16 protein-coding genes and 1 pseudogene are annotated in these 18,654 nt (G+C 40.7%); 15 read left to right on the top strand and 2 right to left on the bottom strand.

The features are described from left to right. The 12 genes from K0S23_RS17950 to K0S23_RS17895 all read left to right on the top strand — a co-directional run bounded on the left by K0S23_RS17950 (position 1) and on the right by K0S23_RS17895 (position 10,535). On the top strand, positions 1 to 246 hold the full coding sequence (locus tag K0S23_RS17950) for an AtpZ/AtpI family protein (RefSeq protein WP_300360212.1): 246 nt from the start codon (positions 1 to 3) through the stop codon (positions 244 to 246). Further along, positions 239 to 607, top strand: coding sequence for a hypothetical protein (locus K0S23_RS17945; RefSeq protein ID WP_300360210.1), 369 nt, complete (start codon positions 239 to 241; stop codon positions 605 to 607). Before K0S23_RS17950 ends, K0S23_RS17945 begins: the two co-directional genes overlap by 8 nt. A gap of 401 nt (positions 608 to 1,008) precedes the next feature. Next, complete coding sequence (gene atpB / locus K0S23_RS17940; protein WP_300360208.1) at positions 1,009 to 2,118, top strand: F0F1 ATP synthase subunit A; 1,110 nt, start codon at positions 1,009 to 1,011, stop codon at positions 2,116 to 2,118. Positions 2,119 to 2,144: 26 nt separating this feature from the next. Next, the gene (gene atpE, locus K0S23_RS17935; protein ID WP_124747783.1) at positions 2,145 to 2,357 is read left to right on the top strand and encodes an ATP synthase F0 subunit C; all 213 of its coding nucleotides are present in this window, start codon (positions 2,145 to 2,147) and stop codon (positions 2,355 to 2,357) included. A gap of 75 nt (positions 2,358 to 2,432) precedes the next feature. Continuing rightward, positions 2,433 to 2,927, top strand: a complete 495-nt coding sequence (locus K0S23_RS17930) for a F0F1 ATP synthase subunit B (RefSeq protein WP_300360207.1) — start codon at positions 2,433 to 2,435, stop codon at positions 2,925 to 2,927. Positions 2,928 to 2,936: 9 nt separating this feature from the next. Then, positions 2,937 to 3,470 carry an ATP synthase F1 subunit delta gene (gene atpH, locus K0S23_RS17925; RefSeq protein WP_300360205.1) on the top strand — a complete coding sequence of 178 codons (534 nt, stop codon included), beginning with the start codon at positions 2,937 to 2,939 and terminating at the stop codon, positions 3,468 to 3,470. 114 nt (positions 3,471 to 3,584) lie between these two features. Continuing rightward, on the top strand, positions 3,585 to 5,159 hold the full coding sequence (gene atpA, locus K0S23_RS17920) for a F0F1 ATP synthase subunit alpha (RefSeq protein WP_300360204.1): 1,575 nt from the start codon (positions 3,585 to 3,587) through the stop codon (positions 5,157 to 5,159). Positions 5,160 to 5,198: 39 nt separating this feature from the next. Next, a complete protein-coding gene (locus K0S23_RS17915; protein WP_366944326.1) occupies positions 5,199 to 5,546 on the top strand; it encodes a four helix bundle protein in 348 nt (115 codons plus the stop codon). A gap of 38 nt (positions 5,547 to 5,584) precedes the next feature. After that, a complete protein-coding gene (gene atpG / locus K0S23_RS17910) occupies positions 5,585 to 6,460 on the top strand; it encodes an ATP synthase F1 subunit gamma (RefSeq protein WP_300360200.1) in 876 nt (291 codons plus the stop codon). A gap of 226 nt (positions 6,461 to 6,686) precedes the next feature. Next, positions 6,687 to 8,657: an SPFH domain-containing protein gene (locus tag K0S23_RS17905; RefSeq protein ID WP_300360199.1), complete on the top strand. Its 1,971-nt coding sequence runs from the start codon at positions 6,687 to 6,689 to the stop codon at positions 8,655 to 8,657. A 255-nt stretch (positions 8,658 to 8,912) separates the two neighbouring features. Further along, a complete protein-coding gene (locus tag K0S23_RS17900) occupies positions 8,913 to 9,728 on the top strand; it encodes a methylated-DNA--[protein]-cysteine S-methyltransferase (protein WP_300360198.1) in 816 nt (271 codons plus the stop codon). A gap of 51 nt (positions 9,729 to 9,779) precedes the next feature. Then, positions 9,780 to 10,535, top strand: coding sequence for an OmpA family protein (locus tag K0S23_RS17895; protein WP_300360197.1), 756 nt, complete (start codon positions 9,780 to 9,782; stop codon positions 10,533 to 10,535). Between the two features lie 144 nt (positions 10,536 to 10,679). Here K0S23_RS17895 and alr read toward each other — a convergent pair whose 3' ends face one another. Both alr and K0S23_RS17885 read right to left on the bottom strand, forming a co-directional pair. Then, positions 10,680 to 12,962, bottom strand: coding sequence for an alanine racemase (gene alr, locus K0S23_RS17890; RefSeq protein ID WP_300360195.1), 2,283 nt, complete (start codon positions 12,960 to 12,962; stop codon positions 10,680 to 10,682). After that, on the bottom strand, positions 12,959 to 13,534 hold the full coding sequence (locus K0S23_RS17885; RefSeq protein ID WP_300360255.1) for a thymidine kinase: 576 nt from the start codon (positions 13,532 to 13,534) through the stop codon (positions 12,959 to 12,961). Before K0S23_RS17885 ends, alr begins: the two co-directional genes overlap by 4 nt. 171 nt (positions 13,535 to 13,705) lie before the next feature. Here K0S23_RS17885 and K0S23_RS17880 point away from each other — a divergent pair, with 171 nt between their 5' ends. The 3 genes and pseudogenes from K0S23_RS17880 to K0S23_RS17870 form a co-directional block, all read left to right on the top strand. Continuing rightward, positions 13,706 to 14,482, top strand: coding sequence for a hypothetical protein (locus K0S23_RS17880; protein WP_300360193.1), 777 nt, complete (start codon positions 13,706 to 13,708; stop codon positions 14,480 to 14,482). Further along, positions 14,475 to 15,758 (top strand): M20/M25/M40 family metallo-hydrolase, encoded by a 1,284-nt coding sequence (locus K0S23_RS17875; RefSeq protein WP_300360191.1) that lies wholly within the window; start codon positions 14,475 to 14,477, stop codon positions 15,756 to 15,758. The genes K0S23_RS17880 and K0S23_RS17875 overlap by 8 nt, the downstream gene beginning before the upstream one ends. A 477-nt stretch (positions 15,759 to 16,235) precedes the next feature. Beyond that, positions 16,236 to 18,654, top strand: a pseudogene (locus tag K0S23_RS17870) (T9SS C-terminal target domain-containing protein); the annotation flags it as partial.

The following is an 18,654-nucleotide window of genomic DNA, read 5'->3' as shown; positions in this document are numbered from 1 at the left end:
ATGGAAGAAAAACCGGAAAACAAGCCTAAAAAACAGATCAAACCATACATTCGATTTACCGGAGCTGCCTTTCAAATGGCAGGAACGATAGTCGCAACGGCTTTCCTTGGCGTATGGCTGGATAAGAAGTTCAATCCGGGTGGAAGTATGTATACCTTGATTTGTACACTTACCGGAGTGATAGTTTCCATGTACATCATTATCAAGGAAGTGATCAATATGTCTAAAGAAAAAGAAGATGAGTAAACGATTGGGCGCATTTGCGTCATTATTTGTAATTGCAGCTGTTTATTTGGTGTTGGTAGGAGTTAAATGGAATTGGAATATTCCGCAAAATCACATAGCCGGAATTATTGGTTTGTTAGCAATTTTCTTTTCGAGTACGGCAATTATGATGTCTGGATCTAAAGCAACAGCCGAGTCAAGAGCTCAGCGCTTTATTTTGGGTACGGCGATTCAAATGATTTTGGTTCTTTTCTTTGTATTGATCGTGAAGTACGTTTGGAAAGATTCCTTTAAGGAGTTTGTTTGGTATTTTATGAGTTTTTTCGTGATCATGCTATTTATACAAGCAGTTTGGATGTTGCTAAAGGTTAGAAAAACATAGAAAACAGACTTATATAAACCACCTGGATTCACCAGGAATAAAGGGCTGTACCTAATATCGCGAACTTGCAACTTAAAGAGCAGGTTTTTCTCCTGAATTCCTTGTGTTAGAGATGAAATTTATAACCACAAATAGAACCTCTCAAACTATTTTGCGGTTCTCATCCTCATTCTGTTTCTCAATTTGTTGACAACATCAAAACCTGCGAAATCTGAGGGAGATATTTCCGCTCACAAGCCCTTAACCAAGTATAAAACAAGTCCCTGAAAATCATTTTTTTTCGATGAGGGATTTTTCTTTACCAAGAATGCGGAATTTGTTTGCAATTTTTTCTTGGTGGTTCTGAAAGATTCACTACCTTTGCGCCAAAATTTAGGGTTTTATCTAAATATAAATAAGCGATGTCATTAATTTTCAGTGCAAAACGATTTTTCTCTTTCCTGGTAGGAATACTGATATTTTCAACTTCATTTGCTTCGGAGCATGGCTCTGAAAAGAAAAAGGAGTTTAACGTTGGGGAAATGATTATGCACCACGTTTCTGATGCGCACGAATGGCACTTATGGGGTGGTCACCACGACGCTGTTTCTATCTATCTTCCCGTTATTTTAATTGATGGTGGATTGAAGACTTTTTCATCGAAACATTTTTACCATGGCGAACACGCTGTTTCCATGGATAAAAAAACAAATGGAGAAGTGGAATACGTAAAGGGAGTTGGTCCTGCTGCAGGTTATGCCATGTATCATGAAGAGGTTTATAAATTGGAAAATGGCGAATTGTCATTTGAAGATGGTCATGTACATGGAGCTGTAAAGCCATATGATTTCTCAATTACAAAAAATGTGCTTTCTTTATTTATGGGAGCAATCCTGATATTGCTGATCTTAAGTAATGTCGCTCGTTTCTACAAAAAGAATGGTCCGGTTGCTCCAAGAGGATTGGCAAAATACTTAGAGGTGTTGATTGTAATGGTTCGCGATGATATCGCTAAAGCAAATATTGGGCACAAGTATCAAAAATATGTTCCTTATTTGTTGACGATCTTCTTCTTCATCTTTATTAATAACTTACTTGGTTTGGTTCCATTCCTTCCGGGAGGAGCGAATTTGACAGGTAACATTACTGTGACTTTGTTCTTATCAGTTTGCACCTTACTGGTGACTCTTGTTTCAGCAAACAAGAATTATTGGTTGCATATTTTTGCAATGCCAGGTGTTCCAAAGCCTTTGTTAATTATTATGATTCCAATTGAGTTAGTTGGTATCTTGACAAAACCTTTCGCCTTGATGGTTCGTTTGTTCGCAAACATGACCGCTGGTCACATCATCGTATTGGCATTGATCTCGATTATTTTTATTAATCAGAATGCAGCCTGGGGAGGATTGTCCGTTCCTATGGCCTTGTTTATTTCTGTTTTAGAGTTGTTGGTAGCATTCTTACAAGCATTCTTGTTTGCAATGTTGTCGGCTTTGTTTATCGGTGCAGCTGTTGAAGAAGCGCACCATTAATTAGTAATTTTTTAAATACATATAGCATGTACGGAAGTATCGCAGCAATCGGAGCAGGTCTTGCAGTTTTAGGCGCAGGATTAGGAATTGGTAAAATTGGTGGTTCAGCAATGGACGCAATCGCTCGCCAACCTGAAGCTTCTGGAAAAATTCAAACAGCTATGATTATCGCAGCAGCGTTAATCGAAGGTGTTGCACTTTTCGGTGTAGTAGTTGGTCTACTAGGAAACGCGAAGTAATTAGAAAAGCTTGTTGTAACGGTTGGTTGCAACAAGCCTTTTTTACAACAATTGAAAAATTAAAACAAAAATAAGATGGGGTTAATTACACCGGATTTAGGATTACTTTTTTGGACGAGCTTAGTGTTCGTTTTATTGCTTGTTATTTTGACGAAGTTCATTTGGAAGCCGATCTTGACTTCTGTAAATGCACGTGAGCAAAAAATTTCAGATGCATTGGAATTGGCTGAAAAAACGAAAGCTGAAATGCATGCGTTACAAGCTGCAAATGAGAATTTATTAAAAGAAGCTCGTGCTGAACGCGATGCAATCGTGAAGGATGCTAAAGAAACAGCTGTGAAAATGGTCGAGGATGCTAAAAATGCTGCGAAAACAGAAGCAAACAAGATCGTTGAGTCAGCTCGTGCAACAATCAACACTGAGAAAACAGCTGCAATTGCAGAGTTGAAAAATCAGGTTGCTGCAATCTCTTTGGAAATCGCTGAGAAAATCATTCGCGGAGAATTATCTTCAGATGAGAAGCAAAAGGCTTTGGCAGAGAAAATGGCAGGTGATATTAACTTGAACTAATCAATAGCAATGAAGATTTCGAAATCAGCTTCCCGTTACGCACAAGCTTTGTTGGATCTTGCGATTGAACAAAACAAGCTGGATGCTGTGGCGGCAGATATGAAATACATGGCCACTGTTTGTGCTGAAAATCCGGAATTGGAATTGATGCTTCAAAGCCCGGTTGTAAAAGCAGACAAAAAGCTTTCTGTATTGAATGCAATATTTGATCAGTTTGATCAATTAACGAATTTGTTTGTGGATTTGATCGTGAAAAATGGTCGTGAGGCATATTTGTCACAAATAGCTAGTTCATTTGATGTACTTTTGAAGGCGCATCAGGGAATTGTTCCGGTAACATTGATCAGTGCTCAAAAACTGGATGATAAAGTAAAAAAGGAAATTGTTTCTAAAGTTCAGGCTTCCATTACAGGTACTGTAGAGTTGACTGAGAAAATAGATGCAGATTTGATCGGAGGTTTTATCGTTCGTATGGGTGATACTCAAATTGATGCTTCAGTAGCATCGCAAATTAATAAGTTAAAACAACGTTTAACAAGGTAAGAGAAGAGAAAGCGTAGCTTTCGATTTCGATCAGCTCACAAGCTGATACATTGAGAAAATAAAGAAATTGAGAAAGCAAAAAGCAAATTGAAATTCTCATAAAAAAAGAAAAACATGGCAGATGTTAAACCAGCAGAAGTTTCTGCGATTTTAAGAGAGCAATTGGCAGGTTTCCGTTCGGAAGCTGAATTGCAGGAAGTAGGTACAGTATTACAGATCGGTGATGGTATCGCTCGCGTTTACGGATTGAAAGGTGTTCAATACGGTGAATTGGTTGAGTTCGAAGGAGCTCTTCAAGGAATTGCTTTGAACCTGGAAGAAGACAACGTAGGTGTGGTATTATTGGGTCGCTCTTCCGGAGTAAAAGAAGGAGATACCGTAAAACGCTTAAACCGCATTGCTTCTGTAAACGTTGGTGAAGGAATGGTTGGTCGTGTTGTGGATACTATCGGTAACCCAATCGACGGTAAAGGACCTATCTCAGGACAGTTGTATGAAATGCCGATCGAGCGTAAAGCTCCGGGAGTTATCTTCCGTCAGCCGGTTACTGAGCCTCTTCAAACAGGTATCAAGGCAATCGATGCAATGATTCCGATTGGTCGCGGACAACGTGAGTTGATCATTGGTGACCGTCAAACAGGAAAAACAACTGTTGCGATCGATGCAATTATCAATCAAAAAGAATTTTATGACCGTGGAGAACCTGTTTTCTGTATCTATGTAGCAATAGGACAAAAAGGTTCAACGGTTGCAGGTATAGTTAAGAAATTAGAAGATGCTGGTGCAATGGCTTACACAGTAATCGTTGCTGCAAATGCTTCTGATCCGGCTCCAATGCAATTTTATGCTCCAATGACTGGTGCTGCAATTGGTGAGTTCTTCCGTGATTCAGGACGTCCTGCATTGATCGTATTTGATGACCTTTCCAAGCAAGCAGTTGCTTACCGTGAGGTTTCTTTGTTACTACGTCGTCCTCCGGGCCGTGAGGCTTACCCTGGTGACGTTTTCTACCTTCACTCCCGTTTATTGGAGCGTGCTGCGAAAATCATTGCTGATGACAACATCGCAAAACAAATGAATGACCTTCCTGATTCTATCAAAGGATTGGTAAAAGGTGGTGGTTCATTAACAGCTCTTCCAATTATCGAAACACAGGCAGGTGACGTTTCTGCGTACATTCCTACAAACGTAATTTCGATTACGGATGGTCAGATCTTCCTGGAAGGTGATTTATTCAACGCCGGTATCCGTCCTGCAATTAACGTTGGTATCTCGGTATCTCGTGTAGGAGGTAACGCGCAAATTAAATCCATGAAGAAAGTAGCAGGTACTTTGAAACTGGATCAGGCACAATACCGCGAATTGGAAGCGTTTGCTAAATTCGGTTCTGACCTGGATGCAGCCACTAAATCCGTATTGGACAAAGGTGCACGTAACTTAGAAATCCTGAAACAGCGTGAAGGTGATCCTTACCCGGTAGAAAAGCAAATTGCTATTATCTATGTTGGTACTAAAGGATTGATGCAAAACGTTCCTGTAAGCAGAGTAAAAGAATTCGAAAAAGAATACTTAGACTTCTTGGAGGCGAAACATTCGGATGTTTTAGTTCGTTTGAAAGCTGGAAAATACGAAGATGCTGACACGGATCTTTTAGGAAAAGTAGCGAAAGAGATCGCTTCGAAATATTAATAGAATTAAGAATGTAGAATTAAGAATGAAGAGATGAGCATGTCTGAATTAAGAATTAACTCTGTGGTTCAGGACAAGTCTTTTCTCTTCGCTCAGTTAGTAATCCGGTTCTGTTTAAATTTAAAAGACCAGAAACATTACGAACTAAGTGGTCAATTGATTCGAAGTGGTACTAGTATCGGAGCGAACATAAGAGAAGCTCAACGTGCAGAAAGCAAGAAAGATTTTAAGCATAAACTTAGGATTGCATTGAAAGAAGCAGACGAAACAAAGTATTGGTTAGAGTTAATTCATTCTGAAATCACTGCAGTTGATAAAACAATATTTGAATTGAATGAGGAAATTGTAAAGTTGTTAGTCGCGATTATTAAAAATACGCAAGATTAAATCTCTACATTCTTCATTCCTAATTCTTAATTAGAGCTATGGCTAATTTAAAGGAAATACGAAATCGAATTACTTCAGTAGGATCTACGATGCAGATTACCTCTGCAATGAAGATGGTTTCTGCTGCAAAATTAAAGCGTGCACAGGATGCAATTACTCAAATGCGTCCGTATGCTGAAAAATTGCAGGAGATCCTGGGTAATTTGACAGCTTCGTTGGATATTTCGGAAAATGCATTGGCTGCTTCACGTCCGGTTGAAAAGGTATTGATTATCGCAATTACTTCCAATCGCGGATTGTGTGGTGGTTTCAATAACAACATCATCAAACGGGTGAATCTTGCAATTACCGAAGAGTATTCGAATGCAGACGTGAGTCTTCTTTGCTTGGGAAAAAAAGCGAAAGATGCTTTCAAGCGTTCAGATATGTACTTCGATATTTCCGGTACCGGAATCTCGGAAGATATCTTTGCTGAATTGTCATTCGGAAAGGTTTCTGTTATTGCGGATTATGCAATGAAAGCATTTTTGGAAAACAGATTTGATAAAGTAGTAGTGATCTACAATAGCTTTATCAATGCAGCTTCCCAGTTAGTGCGTGAAGAGCAATTGTTGCCGATCGTACCGACAGAGCAAAAAGATGATAAGCAAGCCGGAGATTACATCTTCGAACCTTCAAAAGAAGAGATCGTTGAAGAGTTGATCCCGAAATCATTGAAAATACAATTGTTCAAAGCATTGTTAGATTCAAATGCATCTGAACACGGTGCTCGTATGACGGCAATGCACAAAGCAACGGATAATGCGAAGGAACTACAACGCAGTTTGAAGTTAAGCTACAACAAAGCACGTCAGGCAGCAATTACAAACGAAATCTTAGAGATCGTGGGTGGTGCGGAAGCATTGAACGGTTAAAGAATAAAATACGAAGTAAAAGGCTTTCAAGAAATTGGAAGCCTTTTTTTTGTCAAATAAATAGTCGGTGTTTATAAAAACTTTCTAAAAATAGATGTAGATATTACACATTCTATACATTTACTCCGTGAATGTAATCGTTCGATTGCTGCTTATAGTGAAAACCGCCAACTCCCTTAAGCTTCTTATCTGAATAGAACTTTCTATTACTTAATTGTTATACTTTATGGTACATTTTTTACAAACCTATTGGTGGGTAATTGTGGTGGTGCTTTGTTTGGTACTCTACAAATTTATTTTAAGATTCTTATTCGGAATGGTGATAGTTCCCGAAGACCGGATTGGCTTAGTTACGAAGAAATTCGTGTTGTTCGGGGCAAATAAAGAACTTCCGGACGGTCGAATTGTTGCAACAAATGGGGAAGCAGGTTTCCAGGCTAAAACCTTAGCTCCGGGATTGTATTTCGGAATGTGGGTTTGGCAGTACGAGATTACGATGGAACAATTTACAGTTATCCCGGAAGGAAAGATCGGATTGGTGCTTTCAAAAGATGGAGCTGAAATTCCGACGGGAAACATCCTGGGCAGAAAAGTGGAATGCGATAACTTCCAGGATGCAAATATGTTCCTGATGAACCAGGGACAACGCGGTCGTCAAACAAATTTCATGACAGCCGGTTCTTACCGTGTCAATACAATGCTTTTCCAGATTTCGGTAACAGACATGGTACGGATTCAGGAAAGCATGGTGGGAATTGTTACCACTTTGGATGGTCAACCGGTGGAAGCTGGTCAAATTGCTGGTCGAGTGGTTGAAGGGCACAACAATTTTCAAGATTTCGATAAATTCCTGGATTTGAATGGGAATAGAGGTTTGCAACCAACCGTTATTTTGGCGGGTTCTTACAACCTAAATCCATGGGCAGTTCAAGTGGAAGAAACTCCAATGACAGAAATACCTATTGGATACGTTGGTGTAGTAATTTCTTACATCGGTGGTGATGGAAAAGATTTAACCGGGATTGATTTCAAACATGGAAACATCGTTGAAAAAGGAAGCAAAGGTGTTTGGTCGGAACCATTTGGGCCGGGTAAATACCCAATCAATAAATATACTATGAAGGTAGAGTTGGTTCCAACGACAAATCTGGTATTGAATTGGGCACAGGCACGCAGCGAATCACATAACTTGGATAAGAACTTATCTACGATTACCGTTCGTTCGAAAGATGGTTTCCCATTCAACTTAGATGTTTCGCAAATCATACACGTGCCTACTACTGAAGCACCGAAAGTGATTGCACGTTTCGGAAACATGGTGAACCTGGTTTCGCAAGTTTTGGAACCGACTATCGGTAACTACTTCCGTAACTCGGCGCAGGATAGCGATGTAATTGCATTCTTGTCAACACGTAAGGAAAGACAGGAATCTGCTAAAGCACACATCAAGAAAGTATTGGATGAATACAATGTGAATGCGGTGGACACCTTAATCGGTGACATTGTTCCACCGGAGTCGTTGATGAAGACTTTGACAGATAGAAAGCTGGCAGAAGAGCAAAAAGTGACTTATGAAACTCAAAAGCAGGCACAGGAAACGCGCCAGGGGATGGAAAAGGAAACTGCCATTGCAGATATGCAAAAGGATATCGTAAAAGCGCAGCAAAGTGTGGAAATCGCAGAACGAACGGCAAATGCAACGGTAAAGAAAGCCGAGGGAGATGCATCCGGGGTGAAATTGGCCGTTGGAGCAGAGGCAGAAGCGACGAAAATGCGTGCACTTGCTGAAGCGGAGTCAACTCGCGCCAGAGCGAAAGCAGATTCGGAAGCGGTGAAACTGAAAGCAGACGCAGAAGCTGAACGTATTTCGAAAACCGGTTCTGCGGAAGCGAGTAAGATTTTAGCAATTGGTAAATCTACAGCTGAAGCCTATGAATTGGCGGTGAAAGCTCTGGGTGGTGAAAACTTCACACGCTACAAGATCACAGAAGAATTATCGAAAGGAAATATCAAGCTGATCCCGGATGTCCTGATCGGTGGAAACGGACAAGCAGGAGGCTCTGCAATGGACGGACTATTGGGTCTTAAATTGATGGAGATGATGGATCCGGAAAAGAAAACTCCGGAAATCGCAAGAAGAATTACAAAACCAGAGAAACCGAAACCATCCGGTACTTTGGGTAAAACTGAATTGTAGAAAGAAAGTGGGCACAATTAATCGGGGTTTATGTTTTACACTCGGTAAAGTGTCCCATTATTCAAACTGATTAATTATCTCCTATGTGTTCTATGTATCTATTGTGGTTAAAAATAAACCACATAGTTCACATAGAGCACATAGTTTTTATCGCTCTGGTAGGCTTTCTGCATTATTACCGAATATTGCGCCTTCCATTTTTAATGACCTTTGTGATAAGATTGAATTGCGATTTTTGTAACTTTCACTTCTCAAATGGAATCCGATTTCTCATACCAGGCTCCGCGCATGGAATTGCTGTTCAATACTCTGAAATGGATGATTGATTTTCAGCAAATTGGTATTACTGTGGAGGAATTGTCCAAACGATTGGATTTGGGGGAATGGGAAACACAACACCTTTTCCAGGAATATTTGAGGAAAGATCCTATTCGCTTTGTTCAGGATGCTTTTTCTCCGTCGCTGGCACAAATAAAACAAACACAAGCGCAACTTTCCATTTTCGATTCCTTCGGAGAGGAACGGGAAGAATCGCTTTCCCAGATTGATCTGGATATTCAGATCATTGAAGAGACCCCGGAAGAAATTCGCTATTCGATTTTCCCTTATTTTTTGGGAACTGTTTTTATAGCAAGTCATGAGTCCGGGATTTGCCAATTGACTTTCGAAGACACGGAAACCGGTTCGATCCGTTTAAGACGGGCTTTTCCGAAAAGTACTATCCGGGAAGAACGAACAGAATTAAATGAACTGGCTTACATGGTGCTGATGAATTATTTCGTTAAAACGGAAGATCTTCCGGTAATCCCGGTATCTGTGAAAGCAACTTCTTTTCAGCTTAGTGTCTGGAATGAGATCCAGGATCTTGGAAAATCGGAACTGGCAACTTATGAAACTCTTGCCGAGAGTTTGGGAGATCCCGCACTTTCCAGGGCAGTTGGCACTGCTGTTGGAGCTAATCCGATTGCATTGTTGATTCCTTGTCACCGGGTTGTTCACCAAAGTGGTAAAATCGGGCGTTTTCGTTGGGGAAGCTGGCGGAAACAATTAATACTGGCGATTGAAAAATAAAGGGAATTGTAACAAAACCTGCTGGTGACCGTTTCTACATAAAACCTAAACATGAAATCAAGTCTACTCTTTATTTTTACTATTCTGACATTCTCACTTTGCTTCGCACAAAATGAAGTGCACAGGGATTCGATTACAGTTTCGTTTGACTATAATCAATCGGAAATCCTGGATAGGGAAAAGCTCGTTTCCCAGTTGATGAAGATGGAAGTCTCATCGATCGCTGCAATCAGGTTGATCGGATATACAGATTCTACAGGATCATTGAAAAGAAATAAGGTATTGGCTGCAAACAGGATTCGCTCCGTGGAACGTGTATTGGAAAGTTCCTCGTTAAGCATGATCAAAGTTGAAACGGTCAATGCGAATGAACTTTCGGGTTTTCGGGTTGCACCTGATGAATTAAATCGCAGAGTTGATTTGTTGATTTACGGGAAAAACAATGTTTCAACTACAAAACTTAGCTTCGAACTAAATAAACCCTTAAATCTGAACATCAATTTTGTAGGTGGTAAAGCAGAATTTCTTTCCGAATCTTATCCGAATCTGGAAAAGCTGAAAAAGTTGATGATGGAGGATACAACGCTTTTACTGAAATTACACGGACATGTTTGCTGTGATAACGATATGGCCCTTTCTGTAAAACGGGCTGAAGCGGTAATGCAGTACCTGATCCGGAGCAACATTGATAAGAAGCGGATGTCAGCAGCAGGTTTCAGCAATAGCATGGAATTGGTTCCGGATGATTCGGAAGCACATATGTCAATGAACCGAAGAGTGGAAGCGATTTTTTACCGGAAAGAATAATGCTTCCTGCAACAATGCTTGTATCTGTTTTGCTATGCCGAAGTTGCTTTGTTCAATATAAAAAATGAAGTGTAAAACCTCCTGAAAACCCCATTGATACTGAGCTGTACCTAATATCGCGAACTTGCAACTTTAAAACAGTTTTTATTCCTCCACATACACCCGGTGCATCCTTCTCGATAAGCCGGTCATTACTTCATAAGGAATGGTTTCCATCGCTTTCGCAAAAACTTCCATGGGTTGATTGACTCCAATGATCTCTACCTGATCGTTGACCTTTGCCGTGACCGAACTAATGTCGACCATGATCATATCCATGCAGACCCTTCCCACTACCGGACATTTGATCCCGTGGATAAACACAGAACCCTTTCCGTTGCTTAAACTGCGTCTGAAACCGTCTGCGTAGCCAACAGGAACAATTGCGATGGTCATGTCTTCCGGAGCTTCATACGAGCAGCCATAACCAATGAAATCTCCCTTCGGAACATTTTTGATCTGTGAAATAGAACTATACCAGGAAACACTGGCTTGTAAGGAAGGTTTTAAGGCTTTGTTTTCGGTATAACCGTACATAGAAATTCCCAGGCGTATCATATCGTAACAGGATTCGGGATAACGCAGGGAACCTTCTGAATTAAGAATATGTGCTAAAAATGAATCGGAGGTGTGCGCTCTGAAGTAAGAAACAATCGAATCGAAAATAGCTAACTGTTTTTGAGTAAATGTGTTCTGATTCGGGTTATCAGCATCGGCTAAATGCGAGTAGACTCCCTGGATTCGTACTTCCGGTTGCGAATTGACGATTGCCAAAACCCGCTCTTTATCGGCAGGAGCAAATCCCAGACGGTGCATTCCCGTATCAAATTTCAAATGAATAGGATAAGCGGAAGTTTTACGGTGAATCAAAGCAGTAATGAATTCATCCAATTGTTCGAAAGAATAAATCGCAGGTTCCAATTGGTGTTCAATAATCAGATCACTGTGTTCAGGATCCGGATTCATTACCACGATCGAACCGGTAATCCCCGCATTTCGTAATTCGACTCCTTCATCCGCAAATGCAACTCCAAAATGAGTAATTCCGGCATGCTGTAAATAGGGAGCTATTTTTTCAGCTCCTGAACCGTATGAGGAAGCTTTTACCATTGCCAGAATCTTCACTTCTTTTGGCAAGCGTGATTGATAAAAGGAAACATTGTGTTTGATCGCACTTAAATTGATCTCCACAATTGTCCGGTGTTTAAGCGCTTTCCCCCGTGCCACTTCGTATTCGAATGCCCGGTCGCGGTGTGCTTTTACCAAAACAACCGCTTGGTGAAAATTCTCCCAGGGAATGGATTTTCCTTCGGGAATGAAATGAAATTCATCCGGATCAAAGGAAGAGATCAAACGTTCAATTTCAAGCCGTTCGTGGGAATGTTTTTCCGATAAACCGATTACTACGATCCGTTTTTTCTCAGGAGCCAATTGCCGTTGATAAATCAATGCTTCGCTTAAAGCATCCAGGTCGAGGTTATATGTATCGTTGATGATCGTATTTCCGTTAATTCCTTCAAAAACTTCCATGCGCAAAGCAAGTGTCGGAAGTGAATCGATCCGTTCCCGGATTTCTTCGGGTTCGAACTGAAGGTATGCCAGGAATGTTTTTAAAACACCCAGCATTCCACTGTATCCTTTAGGAAAACGATGGTTTTCATAGGCCTCACAAACCTGGAAATTTATCGGTAAACGATTTTCAAGGTCTGCGAAGGTGTGTGGAATAAATGCTAAACGGCATTCGCGAAAGAGTACCCATTTTTCCAAAAGATGTTCTTCATTATTGGCAAAGTTTTCCCGGTGTGCTTTTCCAAAAGCCGTGAAAATTCCGTAATCGGGCTGAATCATGTCCCGGAGAATCTTCATTTCTCCTGATTTCGAAATTCCTGCTTCGATAAAGGCAATAGAAGCGCTTTCATGCATTTCCAGAAGAGACAAAGCAACGCCAATCTGTGAGTTGAAGCTTTTCGGGCTTCGCACTACTTTGAACTTATCCGAAATACAATGAAAGATCCATTCTTTGAAAGTGGTTTTTCCCACACTTCCGGTTATTGCAACAACCGGGTAACTGAATTGTCTGCGATGATATTTTGCCAGTTGCTGAAGTGCTCCTAAAACATCCTGAACTTTGAAATAAACGGCATCAGCTTGAAATTTTACAGAAGTATTTTTCGCAATTACAAAGAAACGGATACCTTGTTTGTAAGCTGATTCAATAAACTCATTTCCAGATCTCGAATGACCCGGAAGGGCGAAAAAAAGTGCTCCTTTTGCTTGTTGAATTTTGCGGGAATCGAAGTAAACATGTGTAATGATATCCAGGCTGGAGCCTACAACTTCTGCTTCAAAAATCTCCGCACATGAATCAATGGAATAATGTAATTTCAATGCTCAATTTTATTGTAACAACTGCGGCAAAGTGGTTCGTATTTTTCAACTGCTCCAACCAATACCTGCCCTTCGTCTTTTGTTGTTCGATGTGAGTACTGTGCTAAGTTACCACATGAAACGCAAATTGCATGCACTTTTGTAACATATTCTGCCATGCATAAAAGGTCGGGCATAGGACCAAAGGGTTTCCCCAAATAATCCATGTCCAAACCCGCAATGATCACACGTACACCGTGTTTTGCCAAATCAGTACAGATTTGCACTAAACCTGCGTCAAAGAACTGGGCTTCATCAATTGCAACGATGCGCTCCTTTTTCCAATGTTTAAGAATTTCTGCTGAATTGTTTACCGGAATTGCTACCAGCGACGAACCTATATGGCTAACCACTTGTTCCTCGTGGTATCGGTTATCAATTGCAGGTTTAAAAAGCAATAGTTTTTGTTGGGCAAATTCTACGCGTTTCAAACGACGAATCAACTCTTCCGTTTTTCCGGAAAACATCGATCCGCAAATGACTTCAATCCATCCGTTTTGTCTTGCCTCAGAAGGAATTTGCTCTAAAAACATCATTTTTTAAGGTTATCAACAATCCAATATAAACAACTATTCGCTTATGGAACGAAAACGCGGATACCGAATCGTAATTTTATACTGCAAAAATTGGTATTTCTCAGGTCTTAAAACACAGGAGGTTTACAAGTTTTGACAAATGTTGAAAAATTTCGAAATACTGGAAATATGGAAATGCACGCATTGATCGAAGAAATTGCAGCTTTATTTGCAAAAATTAAATCAGGAGAAGCAACTCTTGGTGAGCTGGAAGCTTTTGCAGCCGCTACAAATCAATTGAATGAGCGCGCAATTATTTTGCGATACAAAGCACATGAAGCAAAGGTTTATGGGACGCCGGTTTCAGAAAAATCACCTTCAGAAGCACCTCTTGCCGTAAAAGAAGAGATCGTTCCGATCATTGAAGCACAGGAATCACATCCGGAAGAACAGGAAGAACCTTCTTTTGATTTATTCGGAATGGATACCGAAGAGGAGGAAACAGAAGATGAAATTGCTTTTGAATTGATTGAAGATACCATGGAGGAAGAAGAAGCAATCGATGAAATTGTTGAACCTGCTCACCTGCATGAAGACGTAGCAGAAGAAAAAGAACCTGTCGTTTCAGAACCGGCCTTTGCAGCTCCGATTGAAAATACACAGGGTTTACACCCGATCTACGGGAAATTAAATTCCAATGACGGAACTTTGGCTGCGCGATTGATGTCTGTCCGTCTTGAAACATTAAAAGGCGCTTTCGGATTCAATGAACGTCTACAAATTATCCAGGAGTTATTTAACGGTTCAAATGAAGAATTCAATAACTTGATTGAACAATTGGAAAGCATTCCTTCAAAGGAACAGGCAAGATCTTTGGTAAGCAGTTATGCAAACAAATACCATTGGGATGCAGAAAGCCAATTGGCCATTGAACTAATTCAAAAAGTAGAACGCAAGTATGCATAAATTTCTTTCTCTTCTGATTTTCATACCGCTTCTGAGTTTCGGGCAGGTAGAACAAGGTCGCGCGACCGTGGAAAAATTGTGTTCCCCGGCTTTTCACGGACGTGGTTATGTAAATGGGGGAGATTCGCTTGCAGCCAATTTCATTGCAGGTGAATTTGAAAAAATGGGATGTAAATTTTTTAAGAATTCGGCATTCCAGCCTTTTCAATTCATGGTAAATACCTTTCCCGGCAAAATGTTGTGCTCTGTCGATGGAAAAGTGCTTATTCCCGGAAAAGATTTTGTGGTAGATCCGGCTTGTCCCGCATATTATGCTGACAGTTTGAAAGTTCACCGCATTTCTATAGAGGAATTATACAACGGTAAGAAATTGAAAAACATTATCAGTCAGGCTGCAATGAACAAATCCAAGGTTTCTATGGGATTTGCTTTTCATTTTAGTTTGTGGAAAGGAGATACCCTTAAGAAAGCAAAGGAATTAGCCCAGGTCTTGGGAGAATCAATGCCGATTATTGAACTGGTGGATACAAAATTCACATGGAGTGTGAGCCAGGAACAAAATCGTTTTCCTTTGCTTCAGGTACAGGCAGGAGCGCTGGACGCATCTTTGGACGACTGGTACTTTCAGATACAGGTGGATGCAAAAATGTTAAATCATAAGGCAAGAAATGTCATTGCTTATATCCCCGCGAAAAAGAAATCAAAAAAATACTTTGTGTTCAGTGCGCATTATGATCATTTGGGACAAATGGGACAAGAGGCTTATTTCCCGGGTGGAAATGATAATGCTTCAGGAACGGCCCTGTTATTGGAGATGGCCCGTTATTACACGAAGAATCCTTCCAATGTGAATATTGTTTTCATGGCGTTTGCCGGTGAAGAAGTGGGTTTGCTGGGAAGTAAATATTACACTGAAAACCCTGTCTTTCCGTTGAAAGAGATTCAGTTTTTATTCAATCTGGATATTATGGGAAGCGGTGAAGAAGGTGTTACGGTTGTCAATGCGACTTTATTCCCGGAACAATTTGAAGTGCTGAAATCGATCAATGAAAAACAACAGTACTTGCCGAAAGTTGCTTCGCGTGGAGCAGCCGCAAATTCAGATCACTACTTCTTCACGCAAAAAGGGGTCCCGGCTTTCTTTATGTATACCATGGGACCGAATAAACACTATCACGATGTGTATGACACTTACGAAGAATTGAGTTTCAATAAGTTCAATTCGATCTACCAGCTGCTGATTGATTTTGAGAAAGTGATTTGCTGGAAACGATGATTGTTTCTCCGGGGTTTTAATCTTATTCTCTAATCTTTTCTCATATCCTGATATTTCAAAATCATGATTTCGTTATATCATGATTTCGTAATATAACGAAGGCTAAAGTAATATTGCAATCGGCACGATTTACATGATTAAGTATCAAATTTCCCCTTTTAGCGATTCGAACTAACTTCCCCCAAGTACACAAAAACAACCTTTTTAGGTATTTTATTAGATAAGTTCTGAAGCTACTTTTGTTTTATCAGAATGCGATTTGTATCTGATGTTTATAGACAAAGTACGTTTCAGAAGGAGTTGTTTCATAATAGGTTAGTTTTTTAGGTAAGTTAGTTTTCGTTTCCTTCTGAAGTCACTGCTATTTTATAACATAAGTACCCATAGTCGGTTAGAGAGCACAAGACAAGGCAAATTTCCTTGTCTTGTGCTTTTTTATATCGCTGCAATTTTGAGTATATTCACTCGCAACTATTTATGAAAGAAATGCGAATATTATTGGTCATAGGTATTTTAATTTGTTCAAAAGTCCTTTATTCTCAGGCTTACAAGGGAGTGGAAAAGATTAAAAAACCAGTTCAAACGAAAGCTGCCAATTGTGCGCCGGCGAATAAAACCACTTACATGGAGTACAATAATGTCCGTGCAATGGTACACACAGCAGGAAATTTATGGCAGGTTCCGGGTCAAAATTTCTCTCAATATGAGATTCCTAAAAACTCAAAAATTATGTGTTTTTTCACCTCGGCACTTTGGCTGGGTGGAACGGATGTAAACGGTCAATTGAAATTAGCAGCCCTGCGTTATCGCCAGGGACAGGATTATTGGCCCGGTCCGCTTGCAAATACAACCGCAGAAATTGATCCGAGTGATTGTTTGAAATACGATAATCATTTTACTTCCAGCAAAGATTTGGTGAAGCAATTTGATGCCTGGTATAATACAGGCGTTTTGGACCAGCAGAATGGAACGAGTTTGCAATCCGCTAATTTTCCCAATTACCAGGTTCCGGAGTTTATTAAGAACTGGCCGGCTCACGGAGATGTTTCCAAAGGACAGGACTATAATCTGGCTCCGTTCTTTGATCGCGATGAGGATGGTGATTACGAATGGGAAGAGGGTGATTATCCCTGGTTTGATATTAATGGAGCAAAGGATTGTAAAACCGATCGCAGGGTTTCTCTTTACGGAGATTTCAATATGTGGTGGGTAATGAACGACAAAGGGAATATTCATACCGAATCGGGTGGAGAACCTATTGGGATGGAAATCCGGGCACAGGCTTTTGCCTTTGCTACCAATGACGATATCAACAACATGACTTTCTATAATTATGAACTGATCAACCGGGGAACACAGACTTTATACAATACCTACTTTGGAGTGTTTGTGGATGGTGCTCTCGGTGATCCATTCGATGATTATGTAGGTTGTGATGTGAGTCGCGGGTTAGGATACTTTTATAACGGCGATGCTGTTGATGGTGATAATCAAGGTTTTTATGGATATGGATCTAATCCGCCGGCTGCCGGAGTGGACTTTTTTGAAGGCCCGTACCAGGATAATGACTCCGTGGATAATGCTTTTGGCATCGGGTCCGGGCAAGCCTTGAACGGAATCGGTTACGGAGATGGAATTGTAGACAATGAGCGCTATGGAATGAGACGCTTTTTGTACTATGTCAATTCGGGAGGTGGTGCAAATCCGAATCAAACCGATCCGACAAATGCTGCGGATTATTACAATTTTTTAAGAGGAAGATGGAAAGATAATACTCCCTTTTACTATGGTGGAAACGGACATATCTCTGATCCGACAGTTAATCCGAATGTGACCTGTGATTTTATGTTCCCGGATGATACTGATCCGTTGGGATGGGGAACGGACGGAATTCCGCAACCGGTTTGGACGGAACAAACAGCAAACAATTTACCTTATGACCGCCGGTTTTTACAATCTGCCGGACCATTTATCCTAAAACCCGGAGCAGTTAATAATATTACGGTCGGAATGGTTTGGGCGAGATCCGTGGGAGGTGATCCTTTTGAGTCTGTGAGGTCTTTGCGATTGGCGGATGACAAAGCTCAGGCCCTGTTCGAGAACTGTTTTCGTGTACTGGAAGGCCCACATGCTCCGGAATTGACCGGGCAGGAATTAAAAAATGAATTGATTCTTTACTTGTCCAACGGTCCGGCTTCCAATAATAAAAATGAAGATTACCAGGAGTTTGATCCTTTTATTGTGACGACAGTTCCGAATGCCGATAAATATTACCGATTCCAGGGATATATGATTTATCAGCTGAATAAATCCAATGTCAGCGTTTCTGATTTGGAGGATCCTACCAAGGCGCGTTTGCTTGCTCAGGTAGACATCAAAGACGGGATAAAACGACTTGTGAATTTTGAATTTGATGAAAACCTTCAGGCATCTTTCCCGGTGGAGAAAGTGAAAGGTGAGGATCAGGGAATTAAACACACATTTAGAGTTACTGAAGACCTGTTTTCCTCCGGAGATAGAAAATTGGTAAACTTCAAGCGCTATTATTATATGGCGATATCTTATGCCTATAATAACTATAAACAATATGACCCTACTGACCCGAACGGTCTGGACGGACAAAAGAAACCATTCCTTGGCAGTAGAAAAGCAGCTATCGGGGAAGTGAAGGTGTTGGAATTGATCCCACATAATCCTGCACCGGAGGCAATGGGAACGATGCATTTTGCTTCATATGGCGTAACTCCACGTATCACACGTTTGGATGGAACAGGAAACGGCGGAAGAGAATTACAGCTGACAACAGCATCAGAGAATGCGATCATTGCCAACGGATTCAAGGATGAAGTAGAATACGACTATAACGGTGGACCGATCAATGTGAAAGTTGTTGATC

The organism is Fluviicola sp. (genome assembly GCF_029266855.1).
GTDB lineage: Bacteria > Bacteroidota > Bacteroidia > Flavobacteriales_D > Crocinitomicaceae > Fluviicola.
The sequence above is the reverse complement of the archived record's forward strand: the minus strand, read 5'-3'. Positions and strand labels throughout refer to the sequence as shown.